Source organism: Calothrix rhizosoleniae SC01, assembly GCF_900185595.1.
GTDB lineage: Bacteria > Cyanobacteriota > Cyanobacteriia > Cyanobacteriales > Nostocaceae > Calothrix_A > Calothrix_A rhizosoleniae.
Genome location: NZ_FYBH01000158.1, coordinates 26,641 through 50,457 on the forward strand (window position 1 = coordinate 26,641; position 23,817 = coordinate 50,457).

Below are 23,817 nucleotides of genomic sequence, written 5' to 3' on the forward strand. Positions count from 1 at the left end.
AGCGATCGCACATGGGTAAAGTAGAAATTCGTGGTGTTTGGCTTACCAATACGGATAGCTCAGTACTTAATTCCCCGGAAAATATTGCTGAAGCAATGGAATTTCTCGCTGAGACAGGTTTTAATGTGGTATTTCCTGTGGTGTGGAATCGGGGAGTAACCCTATATCCCAGTGCTGTGATGCAGAAAACCTTTGATGTGGAAATTAACTCAATGTACCAGGATCGAGATCCTTTAGGGGAAGTGGTGACACAAGCACGAAGGGTGGGACTAAAGGTGATTCCTTGGTTTGAATATGGCTTTGCTAGTTCCTATAATTTGCATGGTGGTTTATTGTTACAAAAGAAACCTGAGTGGAAAGCTTGTGATCGTCAAGGAAATTTACTGAAGAAAAATGGTTTTGAGTGGTTAAATGCTTTAGATTCTCAAGTACAGGATTTCCTGTTAAGTTTAGTATTAGAAGTTGTTACTAATTACGATGTAGATGGGATACAAGGGGATGATCGCTTTCCAGCATTCCCGAGTGAAGGTGGTTATGACGAAATCACAGTGAAGCGTTACCATCAGGAATTTGGTGACAATCCCCCACCTAATCCTCTGGATAAACAATGGTTACAGTGGCGGGCGGATATTTTAACGGAATTTTTAGCACAGCTATATCAACAGGTAAAAGCAGTAAATCCAAATCTCATTGTATCAGTTGCTCCGAATATTTATGATTGGGGATTTAAGGAATACCTACAGGATTCATTGACGTGGCTGCAAAGGGGAATTGTAGATATGATCCATCCCCAGATTTATCGTCGAGACTTATTCAGTTATAAATATGTAATTGATCAATTATTAGGCAAACAATTTACAAATAAAACATTGTCAAGGTTAGCACCAGGAATGTTGATAAAAATTGGCTCTTATAATATTAGTACAGATTATTTAATCAGAGCAATTGAATATAATCGTGAGCATGGTATTCAAGGAGAAGTATTCTTTTTTTATGAAGGTTTGCGAGCCAATAATAATGCCTTAGCAAAGGTATTGAAAAAAAATATTTATAATTATCCAGCGACTTTCCCTTCTCTTGTAGAACTTTCTCGCAGCCGGGTTATTCAACAGCAATCAGTTTCTCTTTGGCAACGTTTATGGAGATGGGGAATAAATTTTTTCAATTTTTCATAGATTGAGTAGTATTAGTCACAAACAGATGAAATCTCAAACATCTGTACAACTTCACTTAATTAATCTCTAAAATTTCCCCTTTTGGATTAATTTTAATTGGAGTATTCGGGAAATCTTTTTTAGTCAGGTACCGTACAAGTTTGACAGTGCGATATTTTTTATCTACATATGGAATCCCTTGTTTATTCATCATCAAAGGGATAATCTTTGCTGATTCTAAATTCCCCTGAGAGTTAAATTTGGTTTCCAAAATCATTGAATGACCTTTCTTGCCTAAAGTAGATAAGGTACGGTATCCTAAAAAATTACCTAAAGAATAGGCAATTAATTTTCCTTTATACATTTCCATAGCTCTTGGTACATGGGGGCCATGCCCAATTACTAAATCTGCACCTACATCAATCATTCTCCGGGCAAATAAGACAGAATTACCTCGATTTTCCCCATAGAAAAATTCAACTTTATTCCTAGTACGGATGGCATTATTCCCTTCTGCCCCAGCGTGCATAGAAATCACAACAATATCAGCCTTTCTTTGAGCTTCTTTAACTAGTAATTCAGCTATTTTTATGTCATGAACAGAATTATGAAAATCATAGGGAGAAAAGCCAATTATAGCAATTTTAATTTGATTCTTTTCAATAAAGAGAATTTTATTTTTATGACCTACAACTTTAATACCAACGGATTCCAAATTATTTTGAGTATCCTGTAAACCAATATTTCCAAAGTCTAATGTATGATTATTGGCAATATTGAATACATTAAATCCGACTTTCGCCAACAAATTTTTATATTGAGGAGGAGAACGAAACGCAAAAATTTGTCCTTTAGTGATATCCTTACTGCTATAACGATAGTTAGTTAGACTACTTTCCAAGTTACCAAACAGAACATCAGCTCTTTGAAAATGGGTTCTAATTGAATTGGGAATCAAGCGATCGCTATTTTTTGGTAACCTATAATTAGGGTAGTTTGTGCCCGGAATCACATCTCCAACCGCTTGGATGATAACTGATTGGGTGACAGACTGTTGATTCTCAGCACCAGGTGTTGGGGATTTACTGACTGAAAATGGAGTTTGAATAGTACTAGCTGCATCTGATATCTGCTGTGTACCAAAGTGAGCAAATGCTACTATACTTAAACTTGCAAAAATACAGCTACCGATAGTTGTTATAAATAGAGAATGCCTTAATTTTACTTTTGCCACAGTTTTATACGTTTAATTATGGCTTTAATCTAACCAAGGACTTTCTACATATTACAGGGAATATATATGTAAAATATACTAGATCATCTATCTTTTATGCGTATTATTACTTAAGTGATTTAAATGAGCTAATTAAAGGCAGGGGAGCAGTCAAATACATAATCGTAGTAAAAGCTACTAATGTCTGATTTGTGAGTTTATCCTTTGTCCAGAACCCTTGACAAGCATCACAATTTGTAAAGTTGCTCAAAATTATGGAAATTCCTCATTTTACCTGGGAAACCTCCACGGAAATTGATTTTGATAATAATTAACTAAAAATAAATATCCCTAAAAGTACCCCTAATTAGAACTCACAAGTGCTATAACATCATCAGTTTGAGACAGAGGCAAATAAATAGAACAACTGATTAATGATTGATGAATTTTGTTGAGAAAAGCAAATTATCGTCCAAATTCTCAGAACCTTGCGATATCAATAAAAATTATGTGTGAAAAATATATCAATCAAGTCGCCTATTGCTGGCTAGGCTTTAAACCCAATTTTTTTGGTAAAGTAGAATTTAATAAGACAATTTATGTGAGCAATTTCACTGTAGTTACTGTTGTTCAATTACAAGCTGGTGGGTGACGAGTGATGAATGAAGCTGAAAACCCAAATAACAAGGCTGTGAACAAGTCCTTGAATGATCCTAATTCCCTACATTCAGAAGAACAGGCGATTTGCCCCTTTTATTCTGTTATACCCCATCAGAATATGGCAATGCCCCAATTATCACCAGCAGCTGAGCCAATAGAAAATGAACCATTAACAATAAATATAGATATAAATAAACCTGAATCAGACTGGGTTGCTGAACCCGATAGTGAAAAACAAGCACTAATTGATACTGAGTTTCAAAAAATTCTAGATCTAAATCAAGAGTTACGTGCTGATAATGATGATTTATATCATCAGGTGGAGGAGCTCAAACAAATTTTGGCTGATACAGAAGAGGCTTTGCAATTACAAAATAAGCGTTCTAGTATCTCAGAATCAATGCTCAGCCAACAAACTCAAGAGCTAAGTGCAGCCCAAGAACAGATTAAAAACCTGTTTACAGAACTAGACACTACGATACAAAAAGCCCAACGTCACGAAAATCTAACAGAGAGTTACAAGGCACATTTAGAACTGAGTCAACAACGCCTCGCCCAGTTGGAAAGAGAATGTGCGATCATTCAAGCAAATTACGACGAACAATCTAACCGCCTACTGCAATCAGAAAATGTTTGTCGGGAATTACGTACAAGATTAATGCGACAGCAGCGTCAAACATTACAATTTAAAGCTGCTTTGGAAAAATGTTTAGATGCACCAGTACCAACAGGGGATTTCCTAGAGGATATTAGTAGTAAATCTAATGAGTGTGATCACAATAGCAAATTTTCTCAAGTAGCTAATTCAGTATTTTCTCATAAAAACCCCATTCAACCTTGGTCAGCAGATTCTGAATCTGATACAGATGATTTGCATCACACTTGGGAGGAATTATGTTTATTGTCATCTGATGCGATAGAAGCCACTTTAGAAGCAGAGGCTAGGGATGCACAACCCTTAAACTGGAAATTTGATCCTACATTACCTTCAATTAGGAATACCCCATCAGAGCAGGAATTGTCTACAGAAGATACGGAAGATGATGAATCTACACCAACTCATCCATGGGATGAAAAATTAGATCGTGCCATCCAAGATTTATTGGCAAATCAAAACTCATCCATTTCATTAGAGGCGATCGCTCAATCTGAGTCAAATCCACTGCCGAACAATAGTGAGAATGATTCACCTTTTGCAACGGAACCTGAGGGAGAAAGTGTCTCTACATCTATGGTAGATAACGAGGAGACAGATAAACCTATTGTACCAATTGTGGAAACAGTAGATAGTGATATCTCCATCGCACCAATTGTGGAAACTATAGCAGCAGTAGAAACAGAAGATTATTGGTCTGATGTACCCCAAGTTTCACCTTTTGAGGTAATAGAGGCTGCTAAATCTGATAATTCATGGGATGAATACACAGATGAACAGAGTTCTCCTTCGCCAGTAATATATCCAGAACGCCCACCTAAAGGCAGAAAATCTTTGGCATCCGTGGAATTACCCAATTTTAGACCAGATAAATAAATGATTGAGGTATAGCAGTCGCCATTATGTTCAGGACGTTTTTCAGTTGTTAGTTGTTAGTTGGTGGTTGGCGGTTGGTGATTGTTAGTTGTTAGTTGGTCAATTAATGCACAAGTACATAACCATGAAAAATTTGATTAATTTGTGGACGCGCCGGGATTTTGAGGATTATTTATTGCTGGTATAGTATTACATGGACTGCTTTCACCAGCTCGTAAAACTTTGACTTTAGCCTCTTTCAGTTGCTTTAAATTCACCCGCAAAATTTGTGCTTCTCCTGGTGGTGTTTTGTTAGGATCGTTACATACTCGCAGTTCAATAAACGCACCTCCGGTATCAGAAGCCGAGACACTCGTAGGTGTTGTATTTATAACCTCTAAATAGCTTTGATTTGTTAAAGAGACTTTCTCATTAAATTTAGTTGTATTTTGAGTTGTTCTAATAACCCACCCCGGCTTTAAGTTGTCCAAGCTTCGTGTTACTACTGGGGAGCTAGTTGAATTTATGCCAGGATTTGATTGGGGAGATGATGTAAAAGATGGATTTAATGGACTGGAATTATTAATCAGTCTTCTAATTGAGAACCCAAGGACAGCTGCCACAATTACCAAAGGGAAAATAACTAACAACTGCAAGGGAATCTTAAACTTTCTCCCTGGAACAGTATCAACAACTACTTGGGTGTCTTGCTCGCTGTCCCTACTCTCTTCTGGCATCTCCGTTGGCACCTTTGATTCTTCCTCTACTACTGGCGTGGGAGATGTATCAATTAAGGCAGGATCTACTGATACTTCTGGTTCTGAGTATTGAACTTGACAGTGCATTAGGGCAATGGTGATATTATCATGACCATTTTGAGTATTAGCAATTTCTACTAACTTGTTAGCAACATCGTTAATTTCGACCTTATCTGTCAGCAAGGGCAATATTTCTGTATCCCAATACTCCTCTACCCTGTCAAAATCACTTAATCCGTCAGAGCACAACAGGAATACACTATCTTCATCAACAATGAAGCGCTGAGCTGTTGGATGGAGAGAACTACTGGGACTCATTCCTAATGCCTGTACCAAGGAGCCAGCGCCATTCTGTTGGACTGCTTCTCTATATATGGCATAACCCAAACGGACTTCTCGCGAGGCAACATCATCATCAAGGGTAACTTGATAGCAGCCTTGGCGAGTAATCCAATAAGCGCGGCTATCACCCACATGAGCTATGTATACTTCATGACCGATAGGTAAACCTATAACCAAGGTTGTGCCCATGCGTTGACGACCTTGGCGATTTTCGCGATCATTTTGTTGGCTGATTTTGTCATTGGCAGCTGATGCGGCTTTTTCCAAGTCCGCAATCACTGTGGAGGGATCTAAGTGTTCAGGTGGTACTTTGGTTAGTTCAGATACCTGCTGTTGGACAGTTTTAATGGCTAAATCAGAGGCGACATTCCCTCCTTCATGGCCACCGATTCCGTCACAAACAATCGCTAAAGCCGTGCTTTGAGGAGGTTTACTAATGGTACTACCAGTTAGAGGATAACAAGCATCTTCATTCCGTTGACGACTGGGCCCAGTATCTGTTCTAGTCGTAATTGTTACCCTATTTATTTGCGATCGCCCTACCACTGATAGTCCTTGATCTAAGACATTAATTAGTTGTTCGGGAGAATAAATTTTTTGTTGAATTAAATCTTCTGTAATTTGATTAATTAAATCTGTGATTGCTGGCTTGCTCGCAGGTAAGGATTGCTGCCAAAATTTACCCAAATCAACTAAGGAAGGGGTTACTGCTTGATTGTCAGGACTTAGGTCTAAAAGTCTTACCAACGAACCTTCGATCCTGATTAATTCCGGTGACAGCAAACTAGAAGCCACGCCCTCACTCGCCAAAGGTTGCCAAAGATGGGCAATTTGCCACAACCAATTTAGTTGCTTCATGGCTGTAGCATTTTCCCAAGCAGTAATTAAATTATCGTAAAGCTTTACTTTTTGGGATTCTGGTTCTGAAAATAGAGGTGGGTTTTCTAGAAGCAATATTTCCTGTGAGGATGGCTCATCTGACAATTTCAACACCCCATATACCTGGGGTATGTGTAAGCGGTAAGGAAATAGTCTCAAATAAGGTCTAATTGCCTGTAAAGTTTCCAACTCTGGGGATTGGGGCAATAAAGCAGGTTTGGTGTCTAATAAGATTGATTGCTCAATGACTAAATAGCGTTCTAATAATATATCTCCAGGGTTGCCCTTTGTTTCCCCATTTCCCGATACCCATAAGAAACGTTTAGGTAATGGAGCAGCACATTGCTGACAAAACTTATGAGTCAGGGGGTTAGGAGCCTGACATTTTGGACAGTAGAGCTTTGCCCCTTCATTTTCCATAGTTTTCCCACCGCTCGGCAATTGGCATGTTTTTCTAAAGGTATTGAGTGACGGTAAGCAAGACCGTTGTTTATTGTTGATACATCCAACCTTGGATTATGATTGTAACTTGTGGATGAAACTAGATGCTAATACTGGGTTGACATTTTCATTTCGATTTGGAGCATAGTTGATATTTGGCTAATGGCTTGAGAGTAGATGTTAACAGTTTTTTGTGAAAATACCTGAAGTTGATACCCAAAGTTACCACCTTTGAACCACCATGTTTGTGTTTATGAATAACAATCTCATCAAAAAAGGTACATGTCACTCTTCATTATTTAATATATAAATGAAATGACCGGCAAAAAAATTAAATTAATTAATCATAAATTAAAGATGATTCTCAGGATTAGGGAGAGAGATATTTTTATTATTTAACTTGACTGTGAATCAGCAGGGGGAAAAGGTGCTATTAGCAAGGATGAATGTGGTTTTTCCCCTGCTGTGGAGGGTAGAGCATCAATTCAGTGAGGGAGTGAGGGAGTGAGGGAGTGATGGTTGATTGTTGATGGTTGGGAGTTAAGATTTTTTATCTTTCCCTCTTTCACTCTTTCCCTCTTTCCCTGCTCCCTTGTTTCTTTGAATTTACTGTGATTTTCCAGGAGTTTCAAGTAACAAGGGCTTGCTGATTCTGATGGTAATAAACTCTGTGTTGTCTATTCTTTTGGGCTTTCTACCCATGCTATCAGCATAATTGTTGTCATTAATTACCAGTAAGGTTTGGGCATCTATAGGTAGTACACTTTCAATGGTGACAAACGGGAATGTAAATTGACAATTTTTTTTACCGTTACCACTAATACACTTGGGGTCAGATATATTCAGCAGATCCACTAATAATTCTTTCGCTACAAACCCATTTTTATCTATTCTCGATATGTCTATTTTATAAATACGTTTGAATTTTGCTGGTGTGCGAAATTCTTGATTTAGAGGATATCCTTGACGATGATCACGCTCAATTACAAGAAATTCTCGATCATTGATCGCTGTCAGCTCACCAATGGCATAATCTTGGTTTTCCAGTTTATAGGAAAAAACTTGACCTGTATAATTTTTTCTATCTAAGTCAAATTCATGGATCAGTAAACGCTTTTTTTGGGGGTCGTCTTTTAAGGCTCCCTCTAACATTACATATAGTTTACTCCCACTGGCATTAATAGCCATGCCTTCAAATCCCCTGGAACTTCCTAAATTTGCAGCTGCGACTCGAGATGTACGATTGGATAAATTTTCTAAAGTGGGATGTTCGGGGGACTTGACAAAATTTAACTTGCCAAAATTGAGAAAATTAGGTAAAGCAATAGGGACTGTTAGTAATTCACCATTGGCACCAAAATTTAATAAAAATGGACCAAATTCATCTCCAATCCAATAACTACCATCACTAATACGTTGGAAAGATTCGATATCAAAGTCTCCTCCTGTTAATAAACGATTGGCTCTCATGTTTTTGTTAACAGGAATTTGACTGTTGGGATAAAAATGACCATCACCTACTATAGGCCATTGGAGTCGGCGATGACGATCATTTAGTTCTACGAAGCTGCGGTGATTAAAACTTGATAATCTTTCCCCTGTTTGCACATCCACAGGAAAAACTGTACCTGTGACAAAATCGGGTTCTACACCATAGATACGCAATAAATAATCATAGGAATTACTTTTAGCACCAAACCCATTGTCAGAAATGACTAGGTAAGTACCTGGTTTTGGTCCAGAAATAACTGCTGAAAACCCTTGTACTGGTTGAGCCTGGATAAAAGGGACGGTGCGATTAGTTTGCTTAAATTGACCAGATGTTGAACCAGGAGCAAAAGTGTCAGCACTTAAGATAGCTCTACCAACAAGTTCAGCTCCTAGGACATGGGAGGTGAGCAAAAATGAGGAAAATAGAATCGACTGCAAGTGCAAAATTAGTTTTACAGTCCACAATTTATTCATCGATAAAGAAAAGTTGCAAAAAATTATCAACCATACCCAGAAAAATTCAGGAGCTAGAAAATCCAAATTTTTATCTTCCTCCTGGTAGAAATTCTCTATCCAACTGAAAAACTTGTATTTTTCTTTGAAGTTGGAAGTATTGACTTAATTTGCAGGATTTTCTGTATTTATCCAGAGGAATAATGCTGATTATGGATACTAGCTTCTGAAAAATTCTCAGTAAAAACTCTTATTGAGCCTCACCACTAGCAACTTGAGGTAGCCCCATGCTGTAGTTATTCACGCGAGCCGACAGATTATAGCTGACTTCACCTTTTTGGAGGAGCGATCGCACATAATGTTCTAGATCTGAGCCAATACGCCGGAGGTTATAATCTGTGAGGTCTTCGCCACTGGATGCTTCTACTAGGTCATCAAACTTGCGATATACCTTTTGCAGAGCGTCTTCATTCCAATTAAATTCATTATCTGGGTCAATATCTAAGGTTAAGACCTGATTGCTAGGAACGAGTTCGCCATCCCGGTCAATTTCCCCTGCAAAAATACGAATATGACGGGTTGTAGACTTGAGCAGCATCGGGTTGTCCATAACGGATATAGATGTAGGAATTGGGTGAATTATACTGCAATCATTGTAGACCCTATCTTCGGACTTAAATGCTTTTGCCTCAAAAGCTTTTCTGCACCAAAGTCCTATTTATTAAAATTATTTTCAGCGAGAATAATTAAATATTTTATGCTTATATGTCATGGAACTACAAATTTTTCATTGCAGTCAGGTAATTATTCTTCTACATAGAAAACTAATATCAGGTGGACTTCTATGGAAACTTTGTTTAATACTCAAATTCTTGTCTATGAAACCAATTGTACTCCTAATCACCTACTCCATTTATATGCCTCTATTTATTGATGAAAAAAAACGTACATCTAGTGTTTTTACGTAATTGTCGAAAAACAACGTTTTCATAGGCTTAATTGACGTTTGTCTCGCAATTTTACTTACGTGTAACTACCTTTTTTTTTGTAGTAAGCAAAACATTTATTGACGTGAACATGAAGTTGCTGTAAAAACACTTTAACAAGGTTGGGCAACTTCTTACAGAAACTTTATTGTATGGAATCCGAAAAACTGAATAATGGTTATGGCTTGTTTTAAACTTGACTAGTTCAGCATAATCACAACCTAGGCGGTGAAAATTTAGCTAGAGAAAAATACAGGAGAGTGAAATGCAATACCAATCTTGTTTGTTAATTGATAACCTTGATTAAATTCACACAATTTAGACCTCGAGTACAATAAATTATTTTGACTGGCAAGATGGCTCCTCACTTTTATTACCAACTAGTAAAGGAATCCGAGAAACTATGAACTCTAAAGCATTACCACGTCAGGTTAATCCCATTGAAGTCGGGGTTTATGAATGCGATATCCATCTCAAATTTAGATTCATCGAAGAAAAAAGCCTATTGGGTGATCGTGATCAGTTGTTACAGGTACTGCTAGAAGCTCTGGCTGATGGCTCGGATGAATTTTTAGATATGTTACACCAAGCAATTAAAGTAAAAGAAGCATCCGAACTTACGGCTTCCCCAGAAATGCGAAGACAACTTATGCGTTTACGCAATTCAATGGAAAATAATCAATAGTGAATAATATCTATTCATGTAGTCGTCAATAGTTTATCAGGCATAAAACAATGGATGTTTCCAATTTGCCTATTTGCCTGTTTACTGCGTCCAGTGAGTTTGTTTGGGTAATCTGACCTTATGGATAATCCCCTAGGTCTTTTTAACTTAATTTCCATCTGTAGAGTCTACAGTAGCTCACACCCTTTGCACTACGGACATAATTTGGGTGCCTACTAATGCAGTCAAATAATTTTGGATTTTGCGGAAAGTTGAGTCAGTCCGGTCTTGGGGTCTCACGCCACTCCGCACAAGTCGGGGAACCCGCCCATGCAGGTGGCTCCCCAAGTAGAGAAACTGACGTTGCGGTGCGGTGAGTGTAGTGTGGTCTTGGGAGTTCCTCCCATGAACAACTACTGTGCTTCTTGCTCCCTTCGGGAGAGCTGAGTCGCTTTCGCGACACGCTGCGCGAACGCTAACAGAGGAGCTTTGCTAGCACGGAGCATCTCCGTTCGGCGAAGCCGTGCCGAAGGCTCAGGAGATACCCAAAGAGGGTTTGTCCCCGTTGAGCAAAACTTTCAAGACGGATTGTGGATTGATCCCATTTCTAAAGTCAGGGGATTGCATTTTTCTATTCTTGGGTCATTCCTTGTTTCTAGCAAGGGTGAATGTTATTTATATTTATTCAGGGTCATTAATTCAATTATTCAATTGTCAACTTTGTTTTGATTTATGAGAAGGTTTTAGCTTTTTACTAACTTCATTGCATTTCCTATTCTGGTGACTTGGGTAACCTCAAAATTAATGTTTTTCAATTTATGCCATAGACACCATAGGTATAAAGTTCCCAAATATTTGGGTGGCTCGGCATTAATTAACCTGATATTGGGATTGGTATTTATTGGAAATGACGAACGAATCACTTAATAATGTATGGCAGTAGCCATGATTTTTAGGACTTTTTTCTGTTCCCTATTCTCTTTCAGCCAAAATATTGTGTCCGTAATATATATTTATACAATGCTAGATGTATGTATTGAAATCTAAGGAAAATTTAGCAGTTTCGGTAATTCGATTTCCAGCTAGCCATTTTTGACTGGCTGCTGGCGAATAAATTTTTGTATGCCTAGATTCCCTGAAAATAGTCAATCTGCTAAACCATGTTCTAAAGCAAACCTGACTAATTCTGTACGGCTATTGGTACCTGTTTTGCTAAATAAACGGCTAACGTATTTTTCAACATTGCGAACACTGGTATCTAAGCGACGGGCAATTTCCTTGTTCATTAATCCTTCTGCTACCAAATTTAAAACACTCTGTTCTCTGGGCGTTAAGTCAATTTTAAAAGGTGCAGGGGATTGGGATATGGCAGTTCTTTGAGTTAATAAGGCTTTTATTTGAGCAATTTGATTGGCAAGTTCGGCAAGATCTGGTGTTTCGCCATTTTCGGAGATGGCTGGAGTTTTACTGATTCTTCGAGCTAGCAAGTTTTCTACTATGGCGATTAATTCATCTGGATCGAAAGGCTTGGGAAGATAAGCGTCTACACCAGCTTGATAACCTTGAATGCGATCGCTTGTCATCCCTTTGGCAGTTAAAAAGATAACTGGCAAAGACTGAAAACGCGGGTCTTCACGCATTTGTTGGAGGAATTGATAGCCATCCACCTGGGGCATCATAATGTCGGAAATTACTAGATCAGGTGTACTGTGCTGCATCAGTTCCCAACCTTCATTGGCATTACTAGCAACTTGAACACTGAATCCGCTTTCTTGTAAATAATCTCTGACTGCTTCACGTAATCCAGGTTCATCATCTACCAGTAATAGTTGTGCTGACATTTAAACTTTCCTTGACGCTACACTTTTCCAATGTACCGAAATTGGTGATGCATTGGTAAAACTAAAGGCTTGCAGGAGGGGTGAGTAGGTGCTCACAGGTGTAGGCTTTTTACAATTGGGTGTTGGTAAGACTTGGAGGACAACCCCCATAATCTCCCAAGGGGGATAAGACAAGGGAGGAAAACCGAACCCTAAAAGTACGGTTACCAACAATACAAACTGGTTAAAAAGCCTATTTGACCGTTGAACAATCGTCCTTGTCTACCTGTCTTCTAATCTCCCAACTCTAGCCTCAATCGAAATGTTAAAAACCTACCCTTGTGAGGTGAATAGGTGGAGGGCTGAGTAGGTATTTTTTTGGGCGTGAGGATATCAATTTCAGTGAATTTATCCATTGTTTACTGACATCCTCCAACAGTCAGTATAAATACTCACAGATTCTCTTGGCTAGTCCAGTCACAATCCAAAAAAAGCTAAATTATCAACACCTTAAAAGTTGAGGATTCATGAAATGAGCAATAATCCTGTTGGTCAAATGACTTGGAAGCCACCTGGAAGTAAGGAATGCTCTTTGCATTTACGTCTCCATTCTTCAGAACCTTGGAGACACTACAAGGAATTTCCTGAATACGTCATTCCCGATCCACAAGGGTTTTCTGAAGGCTATGCCACCTTTATCGCCCTACGAAAAAAGAATTGGGACTTTATTTGACAATATCACTTTATGTTAACAAATATTAAAATTTGACATAAAGACTTGACTTAATTCTGGAATATTAAATTTATAGAGGCTTGGACTGAATAGAACATGGCTGAGAACAAGTCAGCCCCTCATGGATTTTTTCCACAATCAACCATGAAAATACTTCCTTCATTCTTTCACTCCTTCACCCCCCCCATTTTCAAGTTAGTCTCTCAGGGGAAAATGTAGTGCAAGAATTTTTCCTGCAATTGGAGGGTAACTCTGATCAAGTCATGATTTAATAGCATATTACGGATTGTTGCTTTATCTCCAAAAGGAGAGACAACAGTTTTTCCCATATCCTATGCTGAAAAAATAGAGATGCTATGAGTCATGGCTCCATGTATAAACCTTTTCTTGAGTACTTAGAGCAAGAATTGTTTAAAAGATTCGACTTGCAAAAACGGTCGATTCCAGAAGGACTAGAATCCCGAGTGAGTGAAAGGGGAAAAAACCCTGCTACCATTCGCAGCTGGTGTTATCAATGTCCACAATTGCGTAAGATCCGCTACACGTATATTGATGCAGGAGAAAGTGCCCAAATTTTCAATAGTGTCATCTATCCCAGCAATCAGTACGATGTACCCCTATTAGGGATTGATTTTCTGTCTTTTGGTAAGGTTAAAAATCTGATTGTCTTGGACTTTCAACCTCTGTTTCAAGATGCTGAATACCAGCATAAATACATAGATCAGTTGAAAGTATTACACGACAATTACCCAGACCTAGCACAAGACTTAGGCATGAAGTTCTATGATGCCAATCAGTATTTTTCTAAATATCTGTTATTTGCAAAAACAGACCCGGAAACCGTTGCTACACGTCTATTTGCAGCATATAAGGAATATTTGACTTTATATTGGCGAATGCTGGAACGGGCTGAACCACTCACAGAACCGGAAGATATCCAGCGAGTTGTGCAAGCGCAAAAAGATTATGACCAATACAGTGCTGAAAGAGACCCTGCATCTGGCTTATTCAGTAGCTACTTTGGTCATGAATGGTCAGAACGTTTCCTCTATGAATTTCTATTTGAAGATGCTGTTCCTCTAGCAGCCAGTACCAACAAAAGGTGAACAAAAGTTAAAACTGCAATGGCTCACTGATAACTTAATAACTGAATCACTGAAATGACTCTCTATCAGCCGTTTTTGGATCATGCAATTTCATATATGGAATCGCGCCTAGATCTAATGTCATATCCTATACCTGAAGGATTTGAGTCTAAGACTGCTACCGTTGGTAAGGGAAAAAATGAAGCAACTGTTGTCACCACCAGTTATGCTTTCCAAACTCCGAAATTGCGACAAATTCGTGCTGCTCATGTGCAAGGGGGGAAGGCTCTGCAAGTCCTAAATTTTGTCATTTTCCCACAATTGAACTACGATCTACCTTTTTTTGGGGCAGATTTAGTTACATTGCCGGGAGGGCATTTAATTGCGCTGGATATGCAACCTTTATTCCGTAATGACCTAGCATATCAAGCTAAGTATACCGAGCCAATTCTACCCATGTTTTCTGGCCACCAAGAGCATTTAAGTTGGGGAGGGGATTTCCCGGAGGAAGCACAGCAATTTTTCTCTCCAGCTTTTCTATGGACTCGTCCTCAAGAAACTAGTGTGGTGGAAACTCGAGTATTTGCAGCTTTTAAGGATTACTTGCAAGCTTACCTGGATTTTGTTGAACAGGCAGAACCCGTGAGGGACTCCCAAGGGTTACAAGATATTGAAGCAGCTCAATTGCGATATCTGCGCTACCGGGCAGAAAAAGACCCTGCACGGGGTATGTTCAAACGTTTTTATGGAGAAGAGTGGACAGAGGAGTATATTCATGGCTTCTTATTTGATTTGGAACGAAAATTGTCCTCTGTAAACTAAACCTATACAGCTGCTTGGTTATACAGTTAAATGCACAAATAACAAACTACGGCCAGAATTTTCAAACTGTATGTTTTTTGTGTAAACTGTTGTTTTTTTGCAAATGGCAATGCTGTTAAGGAATGTAAAGAAAATACATTATTTAAAAATAATTTGTAACAGAACAAGGGGCGGCGGCATTGTATAAAATGAATTTGGGAGGAAAACTATATTTTTCAGGTTGTCCAGATTGTTGATGAGCAAAGTATTCCAGTCTTTCATAATTAATATAAATTTTTGTGAAAAAAGATATAACCTGGAAGCCAAGAAACCTTAGACTGATACATTGATATCTGTTGTTGCTTCTTCCCATCTGCTCAGGCAGCCTGATATCAGAAATTGGCTGATATTTTCAGTTTTCAACCCAACAATTCTTAGTCAAACTACTAGGAGATTCAATCGATGTTAGATGCATTTGCAAAAGTAGTTTCCCAAGCTGATGCCAGAGGTGAATATATCAGCCCTGCTCAGTTGGATGCCCTGAGTGCAATGATTGCAGACGGCAACAAGCGTATGGATGCTGTGAACCGCATTACCAGCAATGCTTCCGCTATTGTGGCTAATGCAGCTCGTTCTTTATTTTCCGAACAACCTCAACTGGTTGCTCCTGGCGGTAATGCTTACACCAGCCGTCGTATGGCTGCTTGCTTGCGCGACATGGAAATTATTTTACGATATGTTACCTACGCTACCTTTGCTGGTGATGCCAGTGTACTAGAAGACCGTTGTCTCAATGGTCTACGGGAAACCTACTTGGCATTAGGAACTCCTGGAGCTTCCGTTGCAATAGGCGTAAACAAAATGAAAGAAGCCGCGATCGCGATTGCGAATGACTCCAGTGGTATCACTAGAGGTGATTGCAGCTCCTTAATGTCAGAAATCTCTGGCTACTTTGATAAAGCTGCTGCTGCTGTGGCATAAGCCAAATAATTCTGAATTAAGCTGACATATTAATATTTAATGTCAGTTGGAAAAATAATATCAACCAAAAGTTTGTCAAAAGGGAGATACCAAAGTAATGAAAACCCCCCTGACCGAAGCCGTTGCAGCTGCTGATTCCCAAGGTCGTTTCCTTTCCAATACAGAAATCCAAGCTGCATTTGGTCGTTTTCAACGTGCTAGTGCAGGCTTAGAGGCAGCAAAAAGCTTGAGTGCTAATGCATCCAGATTATCTGAAGGTGCAGCTCAAGCAGTATATAACAAGTTCCCCTACACCACCACAATGGAAGGTCCTACCTACGCTTCCACAGCTACAGGCAAGGCTAAGTGTGTACGTGATATCGGTTACTACTTGCGGATAATTACTTACTGCCTAGTTGCAGGTGGTACAGGTCCCATGGATGATTATCTGATCGGTGGTTTGGCAGAAATCAACAAGACCTTTGAATTGTCTCCTAGTTGGTATATTGAAGCTCTCAAATATATCAAAGCCAACCACGGTTTAAGTGGTGATGCTGGTGGTGAAGCAAATACTTACATCGATTATGCGATCAACTCTCTAAGCTAGAGAATTTATTTAGCCCGGAGAAGGTAAGCAGCTGTTAGCAGGTAGTTAGGAGTTGTTTATCTTTCCGGGCAGTTTTATGCCTAATATTACAAAATAGAGTAGCCAAAAAAGTAAAAAATTAGCAATTGCTGATATTTTATTTAGAATCATACGGGCAGGGATGCACATCCCACAGGAGTTTTTTTTTATATGTAGCCTTGTATTTCATTTACCTGCAATGTGCTGTATTTTTTAGATGGATAGGATTTTTGTTGGTCAAAGCATGATAAAGGTGTTTCAAACCTGAAGACATTTTATCTCTTGAAGAACGATATCAAAACTGTCTCATGTTGAATCCCCATACCGAAAATATTGAGTCATCATTACTAACAGATAAAAGTAACAATGGTGAGTCTTTAACAGTAGAACAAGCGATAAACCTAATGGCATAGCTTCGCTTACCGACTTTCACGAATTATTACACAATTAGAAAAATTAGTAGAATAATATACGAATTTAGCAGTGCATACCTGTGTAATTAGGGCACAGCAACAAATCAATGATAATGGAGATAATTATAAAGATGGATTGAGAAAGAAATAATATCTTCCTCAATCTCCTATTATTCTGTTCTCTATCCCTTGTTTTCTAATCTTCGTCCCAAGTTTCCACAACCAGTAATTCGCTGACAGGGTCTTGCATAGTAAAGCCGAATTCTAACAGTTCCTGTTTCCAGTACTGCCATTCGTTGCCATATAGTAAAGCAATTTTCCAAATGCTATCAGTAGGCTTGATGATATTAGAGTCCAAGAGTGATTGCACATTACGCTGCAATTTCACCATGGGGTGAATCACTTTCTGGGTCATAACTTAAATTTAATTCAGATTTCCTTTGGTAAATACTTAATCAAAACTGCTATTCGCTTGATTATTGCCGATGCGTAGAATGTATGCTTTCTGGCGAAGCAAGTCTTAACTCCCTAACTATACCATAAATATTTTGACAAATAAATCAACTAGATCGGATTTTGTACGGTAATTACTACTTAGGGGTTCGTTATTGATGCTGGTAGCGATCGCTAGATATATTGAATATACAGCTCATAGCTTAAATATCAGGAAACTTGAAGAAATAAATCCTCTCACAGTTATTAGTTAGGGAAGTCTTTTGTACTTCACGCAGCTATTACTACAATTAAGCGATCGCCTTTATTGTTTTACATATCCCATTTACTATATTAGTATGCTGTGATTGCTTGATTAATGAGTAGCACATATTACTTCATTTATTTATTTCAAAAGATTAATATTGCAATGGTTATATATTTATTTTGCGTGTATAGAGTAAAATAAATAGTAAAAAATTTATCTTTGGATGATAGTTTTCAGGTACTAGTGGGTATCCTCTTAAACAAAGAGCTTTTAGGGGTGACAGATGACTAGTACTGATAAAGAGTATATGATGGCTCGCCAAAAGCGATCGCAAAGAATTAAAAAAATTGTGGGTTTGGTTTCACTGGTTAGTTTTTCCAGTTCTATGGTATTTGCAGCAGTTCCGGCAATTAAAAATGCCATTGAGAATGATACATTATCACAGTCGCAAGCTGCATCTGTGGAGTCTTCCTTAAAAAAGCAGGCGAAAGGTTTTGAGTTAGTTTTACAGCGAGAACCGGATAATAAAACTGCTTTGGAAGGATTGGTACGTTTGCGGTTAGCTCTCAAAGATGAAAAAAATGCGATCGCTCCTCTGGAAAAGTTAGTGGAGTTACAACCTGAGAGGGAAGATTACAAAGTTGCTTTGGAGCAGTTGAAGAAGGGGGTGGGTAAGGAGAGAGAGTCAGAGCGAAAATTAGATAAAAAACTTAATTGATATTGTCTAATTATCGAATCTAACAAAAATCCTCTTCACCACATGAAATTAACTAAGATTACTTGGATGAAATAATCTTTCTTGTTAATGAGACTTCAGAGGCTTCAACATAAGAAATTTATAGATACAACTATGAAAAATTTTGCTTACGATGTTTGTATCATTGGTGGATTAGGTCATGTAGGCTTACCTTTAGGTATTTCTCTCGCAGAAACAGGGAAAAAGGTAGTTTTATATGATATTAATCCTAGAACTATATATAAGGTTTCTCAAGGAGAAATGCCTTTTGTTGAACAAGGTGCTGAACCTGCTTTACAAAAAGTTTTAGAGCGAACTTTATTTATTTCTGATGACAAACAAGTAGTTGCAAATAGTTACTTCTTAATTGTCGTAATTGGGACTCCAGTAGATGAGCATTTAAACCCTCAATTTACTTTATTTAAAAGATTTTTTAATGATATTATTGAATTAATTTCTGATGAGCAACATATTATCCTACGTAGCACAGTTTATCCAGGTACAACAGTAAAAATAAAGAGTTATCTAGAATCTCAAAATAAACAAACTAAAGTTTCTTTTTGCCCAGAAAGAATCGCAGAAGGCAAGGCAATGGAAGAATTAAAGTCCTTACCACAAATTGTATCTTCTTTTGATTCCATAGCTGAGGATGAAGCCAAGAAATTATTTGAATCACTCACAGATGAAATTATATTTTTAACTCCAATAGAAGCAGAACTATCTAAATTATTTACTAATTCGTGGCGATATATTCAGTTTGCTATTTCTAATTATTTTTATCAAATTGCCACTCAAAATAATTTAGACTTTTATAAAATTTACGATGCGATCACATACAAATATCCTAGAGCAGCAAATTTCCCTGCTCCTGGTTTTGCGGCAGGTCCATGTTTGCTGAAAGATACTATGCAGGTAGCAGCTTATAGTAGTAATAGCTTTTTTATGGGTCATACCGCTATGTTGGTGAATGAAGGCTTACCCAATTTTATTGTGCATAGATTACAAGAAAAATATCAACTGAAACAAAAGACAGTGGGTATATTGGGAATGGCATTTAAAGCTAACAATGATGATAAAAGAGAGTCACTTTCTTACAAACTTAAAAAAGTTTTAGAATTTGAAGCCAAAGAAGTATTGTGTTCAGACGTATATATTCAGGAAGATAATTTTGTGACATCAGAAAAATTAATAAATAATGCAGACATTATCATCTTAGCCACTCCTCATCAGGAATACCAAAATTTAACTATTAATGAAGATAAAATTTTAGTTGATGTTTGGAATTTTTATGAGCGAGGAGGGCTATTCTAAATGAAAATTTTAGTAACTGGATCAGCAGGATTTATTGCTGGATATTTAATAGAAGACCTTTTGCAACATGGTCATGAAATTGTAGGAATTGATAATTTTTCTAAATATGGTAAAGTGACCAAAAGTTATGACAATAATCCTAATTACGACTTTGTAGAAGGGGATGCGAAAGATGTTAATCTCCTGAAAGAATTAATAGCAGATTGTGACCAAGTAGTAGCAGGTGCTGCTATGATTGGTGGAATATCTTTGTTTCACGAATATGCCTATGACTTATTAGCAGAAAATGAACGTATTATCGCTTCTACTTTTGATGCTGCTATTTGGGGTTTGAAAAATAGAACACTGAAAAAAGTTAATGTTATCTCATCCTCAATGGTATTTGAAAGTACCAACCTCTTTCCTACGCCTGAAGGTGAACAATTAAAATGTCCTCCTCCTCTATCTACCTATGGATTCCAAAAATTAGCGTGTGAATACTATGCTAAAGGAGCATGGGAACAATATCAATTACCCTACACAATAATTAGACCTTTTAATTGTATTGGTACCGGGGAGAAAAGGGCTTTATGTGATAAAGAAATCTCCTCTGGGAATATTAAATTAGCCATGAGTCATGTTGTACCAGATTTAGTACAAAAGATTTTAAAAGGTCAAGATCCTTTGCATATTTTAGGTGAAGGCAATCAAATCCGTCATTACACTTATGGGGGAGATTTAGCTAAAGGTATTAGAATTTGCATCGAAAGTGAAAAAGCAATTAATGAAGACTTTAATCTCTCGACACAAGTATCAACTACAGTCTTAGAATTAGCTGAATTAATTTGGCAAAAAATTAAAGGGGAGAAGCCATTTAATTATATCTCTGATCAACCTTTTAAATATGATGTGCAAAAACGGATTCCTAATGTAGATAAAGCCAGGAATATTTTAGGATTTGAGGCTACTACTTCTTTAAGTAAATCTTTAGATGAAATTATCCCCTGGGTTGAAGAACAAATATATGTAGGAGGAATATGAAACCAATTAAAGTTGGCATTAAATTATTTGGAATCGATACTTTTGATATTAATAAACAGGGAAATATTCAGGGAGATGAATTAATTGGGAGAGGATGGCAAAAATATCTCGCTAGACATGAACAAATAGATAGAGCAGATATTTATGGTGCACAAGATGCCATGATGGATGATTTAGATGTGGTAATTCATTTTAATCCTTTCCTTGACTTACATCCCACTGCTAAAAATATTCTTTATCTGCAAAATGCTTTTCCAAAAGAAGCATATCCAGGGGGAACAGTAGGAGTTTTTCATCAAATTAAAGATAGATTTGATGGTCATATTTACACTAGTAAGCGACTACAGCAAGCTTGTGGAGAAGGTGTAGTTGTAGAATTTGCCACAGATCCAGAATTTTTTCAACCTCAACCTGCGGGTAAATATGACTTTCCTGTTTCCTTTGTTGGCAATGGTATCAGAAGTCCTTACGTGAATCAGAGATATATTGCTCCTGCTTTACCTTTTAATTTAGTCATATACGGCAATATGTGGGAATATCCTTTCTCTGAAGTCTGGCAAGGAAAACTACCTATGCCCGATTTACCTACATTGTACTCAGATTGTTCTATTAATTTGAATGCTCACATTGCCCAACATGCTGAATTAGATACGATTAACTTAAGAATTTACGACATTTTAGCTTGTGGAGGTTTTGTTTTATCAGATCATGTAGACTCTCTGGTTGAAACATTTGGTGATTTAGTACCTATTACTGATGGGTATGAGGATGAATGGGCTAAGATTACTTACTACTTATCTAATCCTGAAGCAAGAAAGAAAAAAGCAGAAGAAGGGAGAAAATTAGTTCTTAGTAATCATAGCTATGAATATAGGATGGAAACGGTAGGTCAGTATCTGAAAGAAATTTTGTAAAAAATAAATAGATTGACATCGAAGAAAAGTCATGGTTGATTTGACGAAGATTGAGGAAATTAATTCTGTTTGTATTGGTTATTCTGGTCAGCATCATTGGCAATTATTTAACCAAGTCTTAGCTAATCCTGATATTAAAAACATCTGTATTATTGGTGTTTATTATGGTAGAGATATTGCTTATATGAAGGCAATTTTACAGGAATTAGGGCGAACCGATTGTATGATTGTGGGAGTAGATAAATTTGAAGATAGTTTTTGTGAAGATTGGCCAGAAGAAAAGCGTGATTTAACTTGGCAAGAAGCTGGTTTTGGTCAAGCTCCTGATTTACAAAAAACTAGAGCAAATTTATTAAAACTAGGCTTAAGTGGTAATGTATTTTTAGTTGCTGATTCAGATGTTAATTTTTTACAAAATACTTCCCAAATTTTTGACTTAATTTATATAGATACATCCCATGATTATCAATCAGTTAAAAATCTAATTGATTTATCTTTAGCAAAAGTTAATCCTAACGGATTTCTGGCTGGTGATGATTTTTCGGATCAAGGTACTTGGGGAGTAGCAAAAGCAGTAAGAGAATCTTGCCCAAAATTTGATGTCTTTTATAACTGGATTTGGTTAGCAAAAGTTAGTGATTTAAGATTGAATAACAACAATCAAATCAAATCAAATAGTCGTTTAATTAGAAGAGAATAAAAGAATCATGATAACAGGCAATAGTATTTTTTATTCTCTGTCAAACTTAGTTTTTTGCTATTAATATTAACTTAGAAACAAAGGAAATAACTATTATGAAAGTATTATTTAGTAATCCCCCTTGGTGGGAAAAAAAAGAAGGTAATTTTTGGCGTGCAGGTGTAAGAGCTGGTTCTCGTTGGCCTTTTACTTATTTTGTCAGATCAGCACCAGATCAATTTCAATTTGGTGACTACTTACCCTATCCCTTTTTTATGGGTTATGCAGCCACTTACACCCGTGAAAAAACTAAAACTGATGTTAATTTTCGAGATAGTATCGCTTTAAGAGAAAGCTATCAAACTTATTTTCAGCATTTGGAAGCTGAACAATATGAATACATTTTCATAGAAATAGCTACTCCTAGTTGGGAACATGATCAGAAATTAATTAGAGAAATCAACAAAATTCTCCCTGATTGCAAAATAGTTGTTACCGGACCAATTACAACGACAAAATCAGAGTCAATTCTCAATCATTACCCAGTTTATGCCTGTATTCGTGGTGAGTACGAGAAAGGTAGTGTGCGCGTAATTAACGGAGAATCAGGTTTAATTGACTACGACCTTCTGACTACAGAAGAAATGAATCAATCACCTTTCCCTTACTTTGACGAATGGTATGCTCATCGTTATTGGGATGCAAATCCTATTGGTCAAAGACCACCTCATGCTCAAATTTGGAGTAGTCGGGGTTGTCCTTTTAAATGTATTTTCTGTGTCTGGCCAGCTGCTATGACGGGAAATGACCCCGAAGGCAAAAATCCACGTACAGTCAGACAATATTCTCCAGAATACATGGAGGCTTTTATTCAGGAATTAATAGAACGCTATCAATACCAGTGTATTTACTTTGATGATGATACTTTCAATTTAGGTAATCGTCACGTTTTGCAAATGTGTGAGGTGATGAGCCGTATAGGGATTCCTTGGTCTGCCATGTGTCGTGCAGATACAATTCCTTTAGACACTTGGAAAGTTATGAAAGAAAGCGGTTGTTTTGGGGTCAAATTAGGCTTTGAAAGTGGCAATCAATATGTAGTAGATAAAATCGTTAATAAACACCTGGACTTAGAAGATGCAAGTCAGGCAGTTTTTGAAATTAAACGATTAGGTATGACAGTTCATGGTACTTTCACCTATGGATTACCTGGAGAAACCCCAGAACAAATGTTAGATACTAAGCGATTTATTGCTTCTTTACCTTTTGATACTTATCAAGAATCGGGTACAGCAGAAATTGAAGGAACTCCTTTACATGCTCTGAGAGAAAAAGGTCAGTTAGATCGTTATCAGGGTGCGACAATGGATGGTAATTATCAGCGTCAAGTTGATGGAAATAAAAAGTTTCAAGGCTTAGTTGAAAGTCTGAGAAGTAACTAAAATAGATAGCATAATTTATTTAACAAG

General features: G+C 37.4%; 21 protein-coding genes. 15 read left to right on the forward strand and 6 right to left on the reverse strand.

Going from position 1 to position 23,817, the window contains the following annotated elements:
• Window positions 1–11: 11 nt before the first annotated feature.
• Window positions 12–1,175, forward strand: coding sequence for a glycoside hydrolase family 10 protein (locus tag CALSC_RS09400; RefSeq protein WP_088241095.1), 1,164 nt, complete (start codon window positions 12–14; stop codon window positions 1,173–1,175).
• Window positions 1,176–1,230: 55 nt separating this feature from the next.
• On the opposite strand, the gene CALSC_RS09405 is transcribed toward CALSC_RS09400, so the two are convergent.
• Complete coding sequence (locus CALSC_RS09405) at window positions 1,231–2,388, reverse strand: CapA family protein (protein ID WP_088241096.1); 1,158 nt, start codon at window positions 2,386–2,388, stop codon at window positions 1,231–1,233.
• A 487-nt stretch (window positions 2,389–2,875) separates the two neighbouring features.
• Here CALSC_RS09405 and CALSC_RS26385 point away from each other — a divergent pair, with 487 nt between their 5' ends.
• Entirely contained in the window at window positions 2,876–3,019 is a 144-nt protein-coding gene (locus CALSC_RS26385) for a hypothetical protein (RefSeq protein ID WP_159460592.1), read from the forward strand.
• Between the two features lie 6 nt (window positions 3,020–3,025).
• Window positions 3,026–4,558: a hypothetical protein gene (locus CALSC_RS09410; RefSeq protein WP_088241097.1), complete on the forward strand. Its 1,533-nt coding sequence runs from the start codon at window positions 3,026–3,028 to the stop codon at window positions 4,556–4,558.
• Window positions 4,559–4,695: 137 nt separating this feature from the next.
• On the opposite strand, the gene CALSC_RS09415 is transcribed toward CALSC_RS09410, so the two are convergent.
• From CALSC_RS09415 to ndhM, 3 genes are all read right to left on the reverse strand, one after another.
• Complete coding sequence (locus CALSC_RS09415) at window positions 4,696–6,936, reverse strand: PP2C family serine/threonine-protein phosphatase (RefSeq protein WP_088241098.1); 2,241 nt, start codon at window positions 6,934–6,936, stop codon at window positions 4,696–4,698.
• Window positions 6,937–7,563: 627 nt separating this feature from the next.
• On the reverse strand, window positions 7,564–8,922 hold the full coding sequence (locus CALSC_RS09420) for an esterase-like activity of phytase family protein (protein ID WP_088241122.1): 1,359 nt from the start codon (window positions 8,920–8,922) through the stop codon (window positions 7,564–7,566).
• A gap of 229 nt (window positions 8,923–9,151) precedes the next feature.
• Window positions 9,152–9,511 (reverse strand): NAD(P)H-quinone oxidoreductase subunit M, encoded by a 360-nt coding sequence (gene ndhM / locus CALSC_RS09425; protein ID WP_088241099.1) that lies wholly within the window; start codon window positions 9,509–9,511, stop codon window positions 9,152–9,154.
• 779 nt (window positions 9,512–10,290) lie between these two features.
• On the opposite strand from ndhM, the gene CALSC_RS09430 reads away from it, so the two are divergent.
• Entirely contained in the window at window positions 10,291–10,572 is a 282-nt protein-coding gene (locus tag CALSC_RS09430) for an Npun_R1517 family heterocyst differentiation transcriptional regulator (protein ID WP_088241100.1), read from the forward strand.
• A gap of 1,124 nt (window positions 10,573–11,696) precedes the next feature.
• On the opposite strand, the gene CALSC_RS09435 is transcribed toward CALSC_RS09430, so the two are convergent.
• Window positions 11,697–12,392 carry a response regulator transcription factor gene (locus CALSC_RS09435; protein ID WP_088241101.1) on the reverse strand — a complete coding sequence of 232 codons (696 nt, stop codon included), beginning with the start codon at window positions 12,390–12,392 and terminating at the stop codon, window positions 11,697–11,699.
• Window positions 12,393–12,903: 511 nt separating this feature from the next.
• Between CALSC_RS09435 and CALSC_RS09440 the strand changes: the two genes are divergently transcribed.
• From CALSC_RS09440 to cpcA, 5 genes are all read left to right on the forward strand, one after another.
• Window positions 12,904–13,104, forward strand: coding sequence for a hypothetical protein (locus CALSC_RS09440; RefSeq protein ID WP_088241102.1), 201 nt, complete (start codon window positions 12,904–12,906; stop codon window positions 13,102–13,104).
• 371 nt (window positions 13,105–13,475) lie between these two features.
• On the forward strand, window positions 13,476–14,210 hold the full coding sequence (locus tag CALSC_RS09445; RefSeq protein ID WP_088241103.1) for a 15,16-dihydrobiliverdin:ferredoxin oxidoreductase: 735 nt from the start codon (window positions 13,476–13,478) through the stop codon (window positions 14,208–14,210).
• A 54-nt stretch (window positions 14,211–14,264) separates the two neighbouring features.
• Window positions 14,265–15,011: a phycoerythrobilin:ferredoxin oxidoreductase gene (locus tag CALSC_RS09450; protein WP_088241104.1), complete on the forward strand. Its 747-nt coding sequence runs from the start codon at window positions 14,265–14,267 to the stop codon at window positions 15,009–15,011.
• Between the two features lie 441 nt (window positions 15,012–15,452).
• Window positions 15,453–15,971, forward strand: coding sequence for a phycocyanin subunit beta (locus CALSC_RS09455; protein WP_088241105.1), 519 nt, complete (start codon window positions 15,453–15,455; stop codon window positions 15,969–15,971).
• A gap of 97 nt (window positions 15,972–16,068) precedes the next feature.
• Window positions 16,069–16,557, forward strand: coding sequence for a phycocyanin subunit alpha (gene cpcA / locus CALSC_RS09460; RefSeq protein WP_088241106.1), 489 nt, complete (start codon window positions 16,069–16,071; stop codon window positions 16,555–16,557).
• A 627-nt stretch (window positions 16,558–17,184) separates the two neighbouring features.
• Here the strand turns inward: cpcA and CALSC_RS09465 are convergent.
• Window positions 17,185–17,403: a DUF4327 family protein gene (locus CALSC_RS09465; RefSeq protein WP_088241107.1), complete on the reverse strand. Its 219-nt coding sequence runs from the start codon at window positions 17,401–17,403 to the stop codon at window positions 17,185–17,187.
• A gap of 568 nt (window positions 17,404–17,971) precedes the next feature.
• Here CALSC_RS09465 and CALSC_RS09470 point away from each other — a divergent pair.
• The 6 genes from CALSC_RS09470 to CALSC_RS09495 all read left to right on the forward strand — a co-directional run bounded on the left by CALSC_RS09470 (window position 17,972) and on the right by CALSC_RS09495 (window position 23,790).
• On the forward strand, window positions 17,972–18,406 hold the full coding sequence (locus tag CALSC_RS09470; RefSeq protein ID WP_088241108.1) for a tetratricopeptide repeat protein: 435 nt from the start codon (window positions 17,972–17,974) through the stop codon (window positions 18,404–18,406).
• A gap of 132 nt (window positions 18,407–18,538) precedes the next feature.
• On the forward strand, window positions 18,539–19,735 hold the full coding sequence (locus CALSC_RS09475; protein WP_088241109.1) for a nucleotide sugar dehydrogenase: 1,197 nt from the start codon (window positions 18,539–18,541) through the stop codon (window positions 19,733–19,735).
• Window positions 19,736–20,755, forward strand: a complete 1,020-nt coding sequence (locus CALSC_RS09480; protein ID WP_088241110.1) for an NAD-dependent epimerase/dehydratase family protein — start codon at window positions 19,736–19,738, stop codon at window positions 20,753–20,755.
• The gene (locus CALSC_RS09485; protein ID WP_088241111.1) at window positions 20,752–21,669 is read left to right on the forward strand and encodes a glycosyltransferase family protein; all 918 of its coding nucleotides are present in this window, start codon (window positions 20,752–20,754) and stop codon (window positions 21,667–21,669) included. The genes CALSC_RS09480 and CALSC_RS09485 overlap by 4 nt, the downstream gene beginning before the upstream one ends.
• 31 nt (window positions 21,670–21,700) lie before the next feature.
• The gene (locus CALSC_RS09490; RefSeq protein WP_088241112.1) at window positions 21,701–22,369 is read left to right on the forward strand and encodes a class I SAM-dependent methyltransferase; all 669 of its coding nucleotides are present in this window, start codon (window positions 21,701–21,703) and stop codon (window positions 22,367–22,369) included.
• 95 nt (window positions 22,370–22,464) lie between these two features.
• Entirely contained in the window at window positions 22,465–23,790 is a 1,326-nt protein-coding gene (locus tag CALSC_RS09495) for a B12-binding domain-containing radical SAM protein (RefSeq protein WP_088241113.1), read from the forward strand.
• Window positions 23,791–23,817 lie beyond the last annotated feature (27 nt).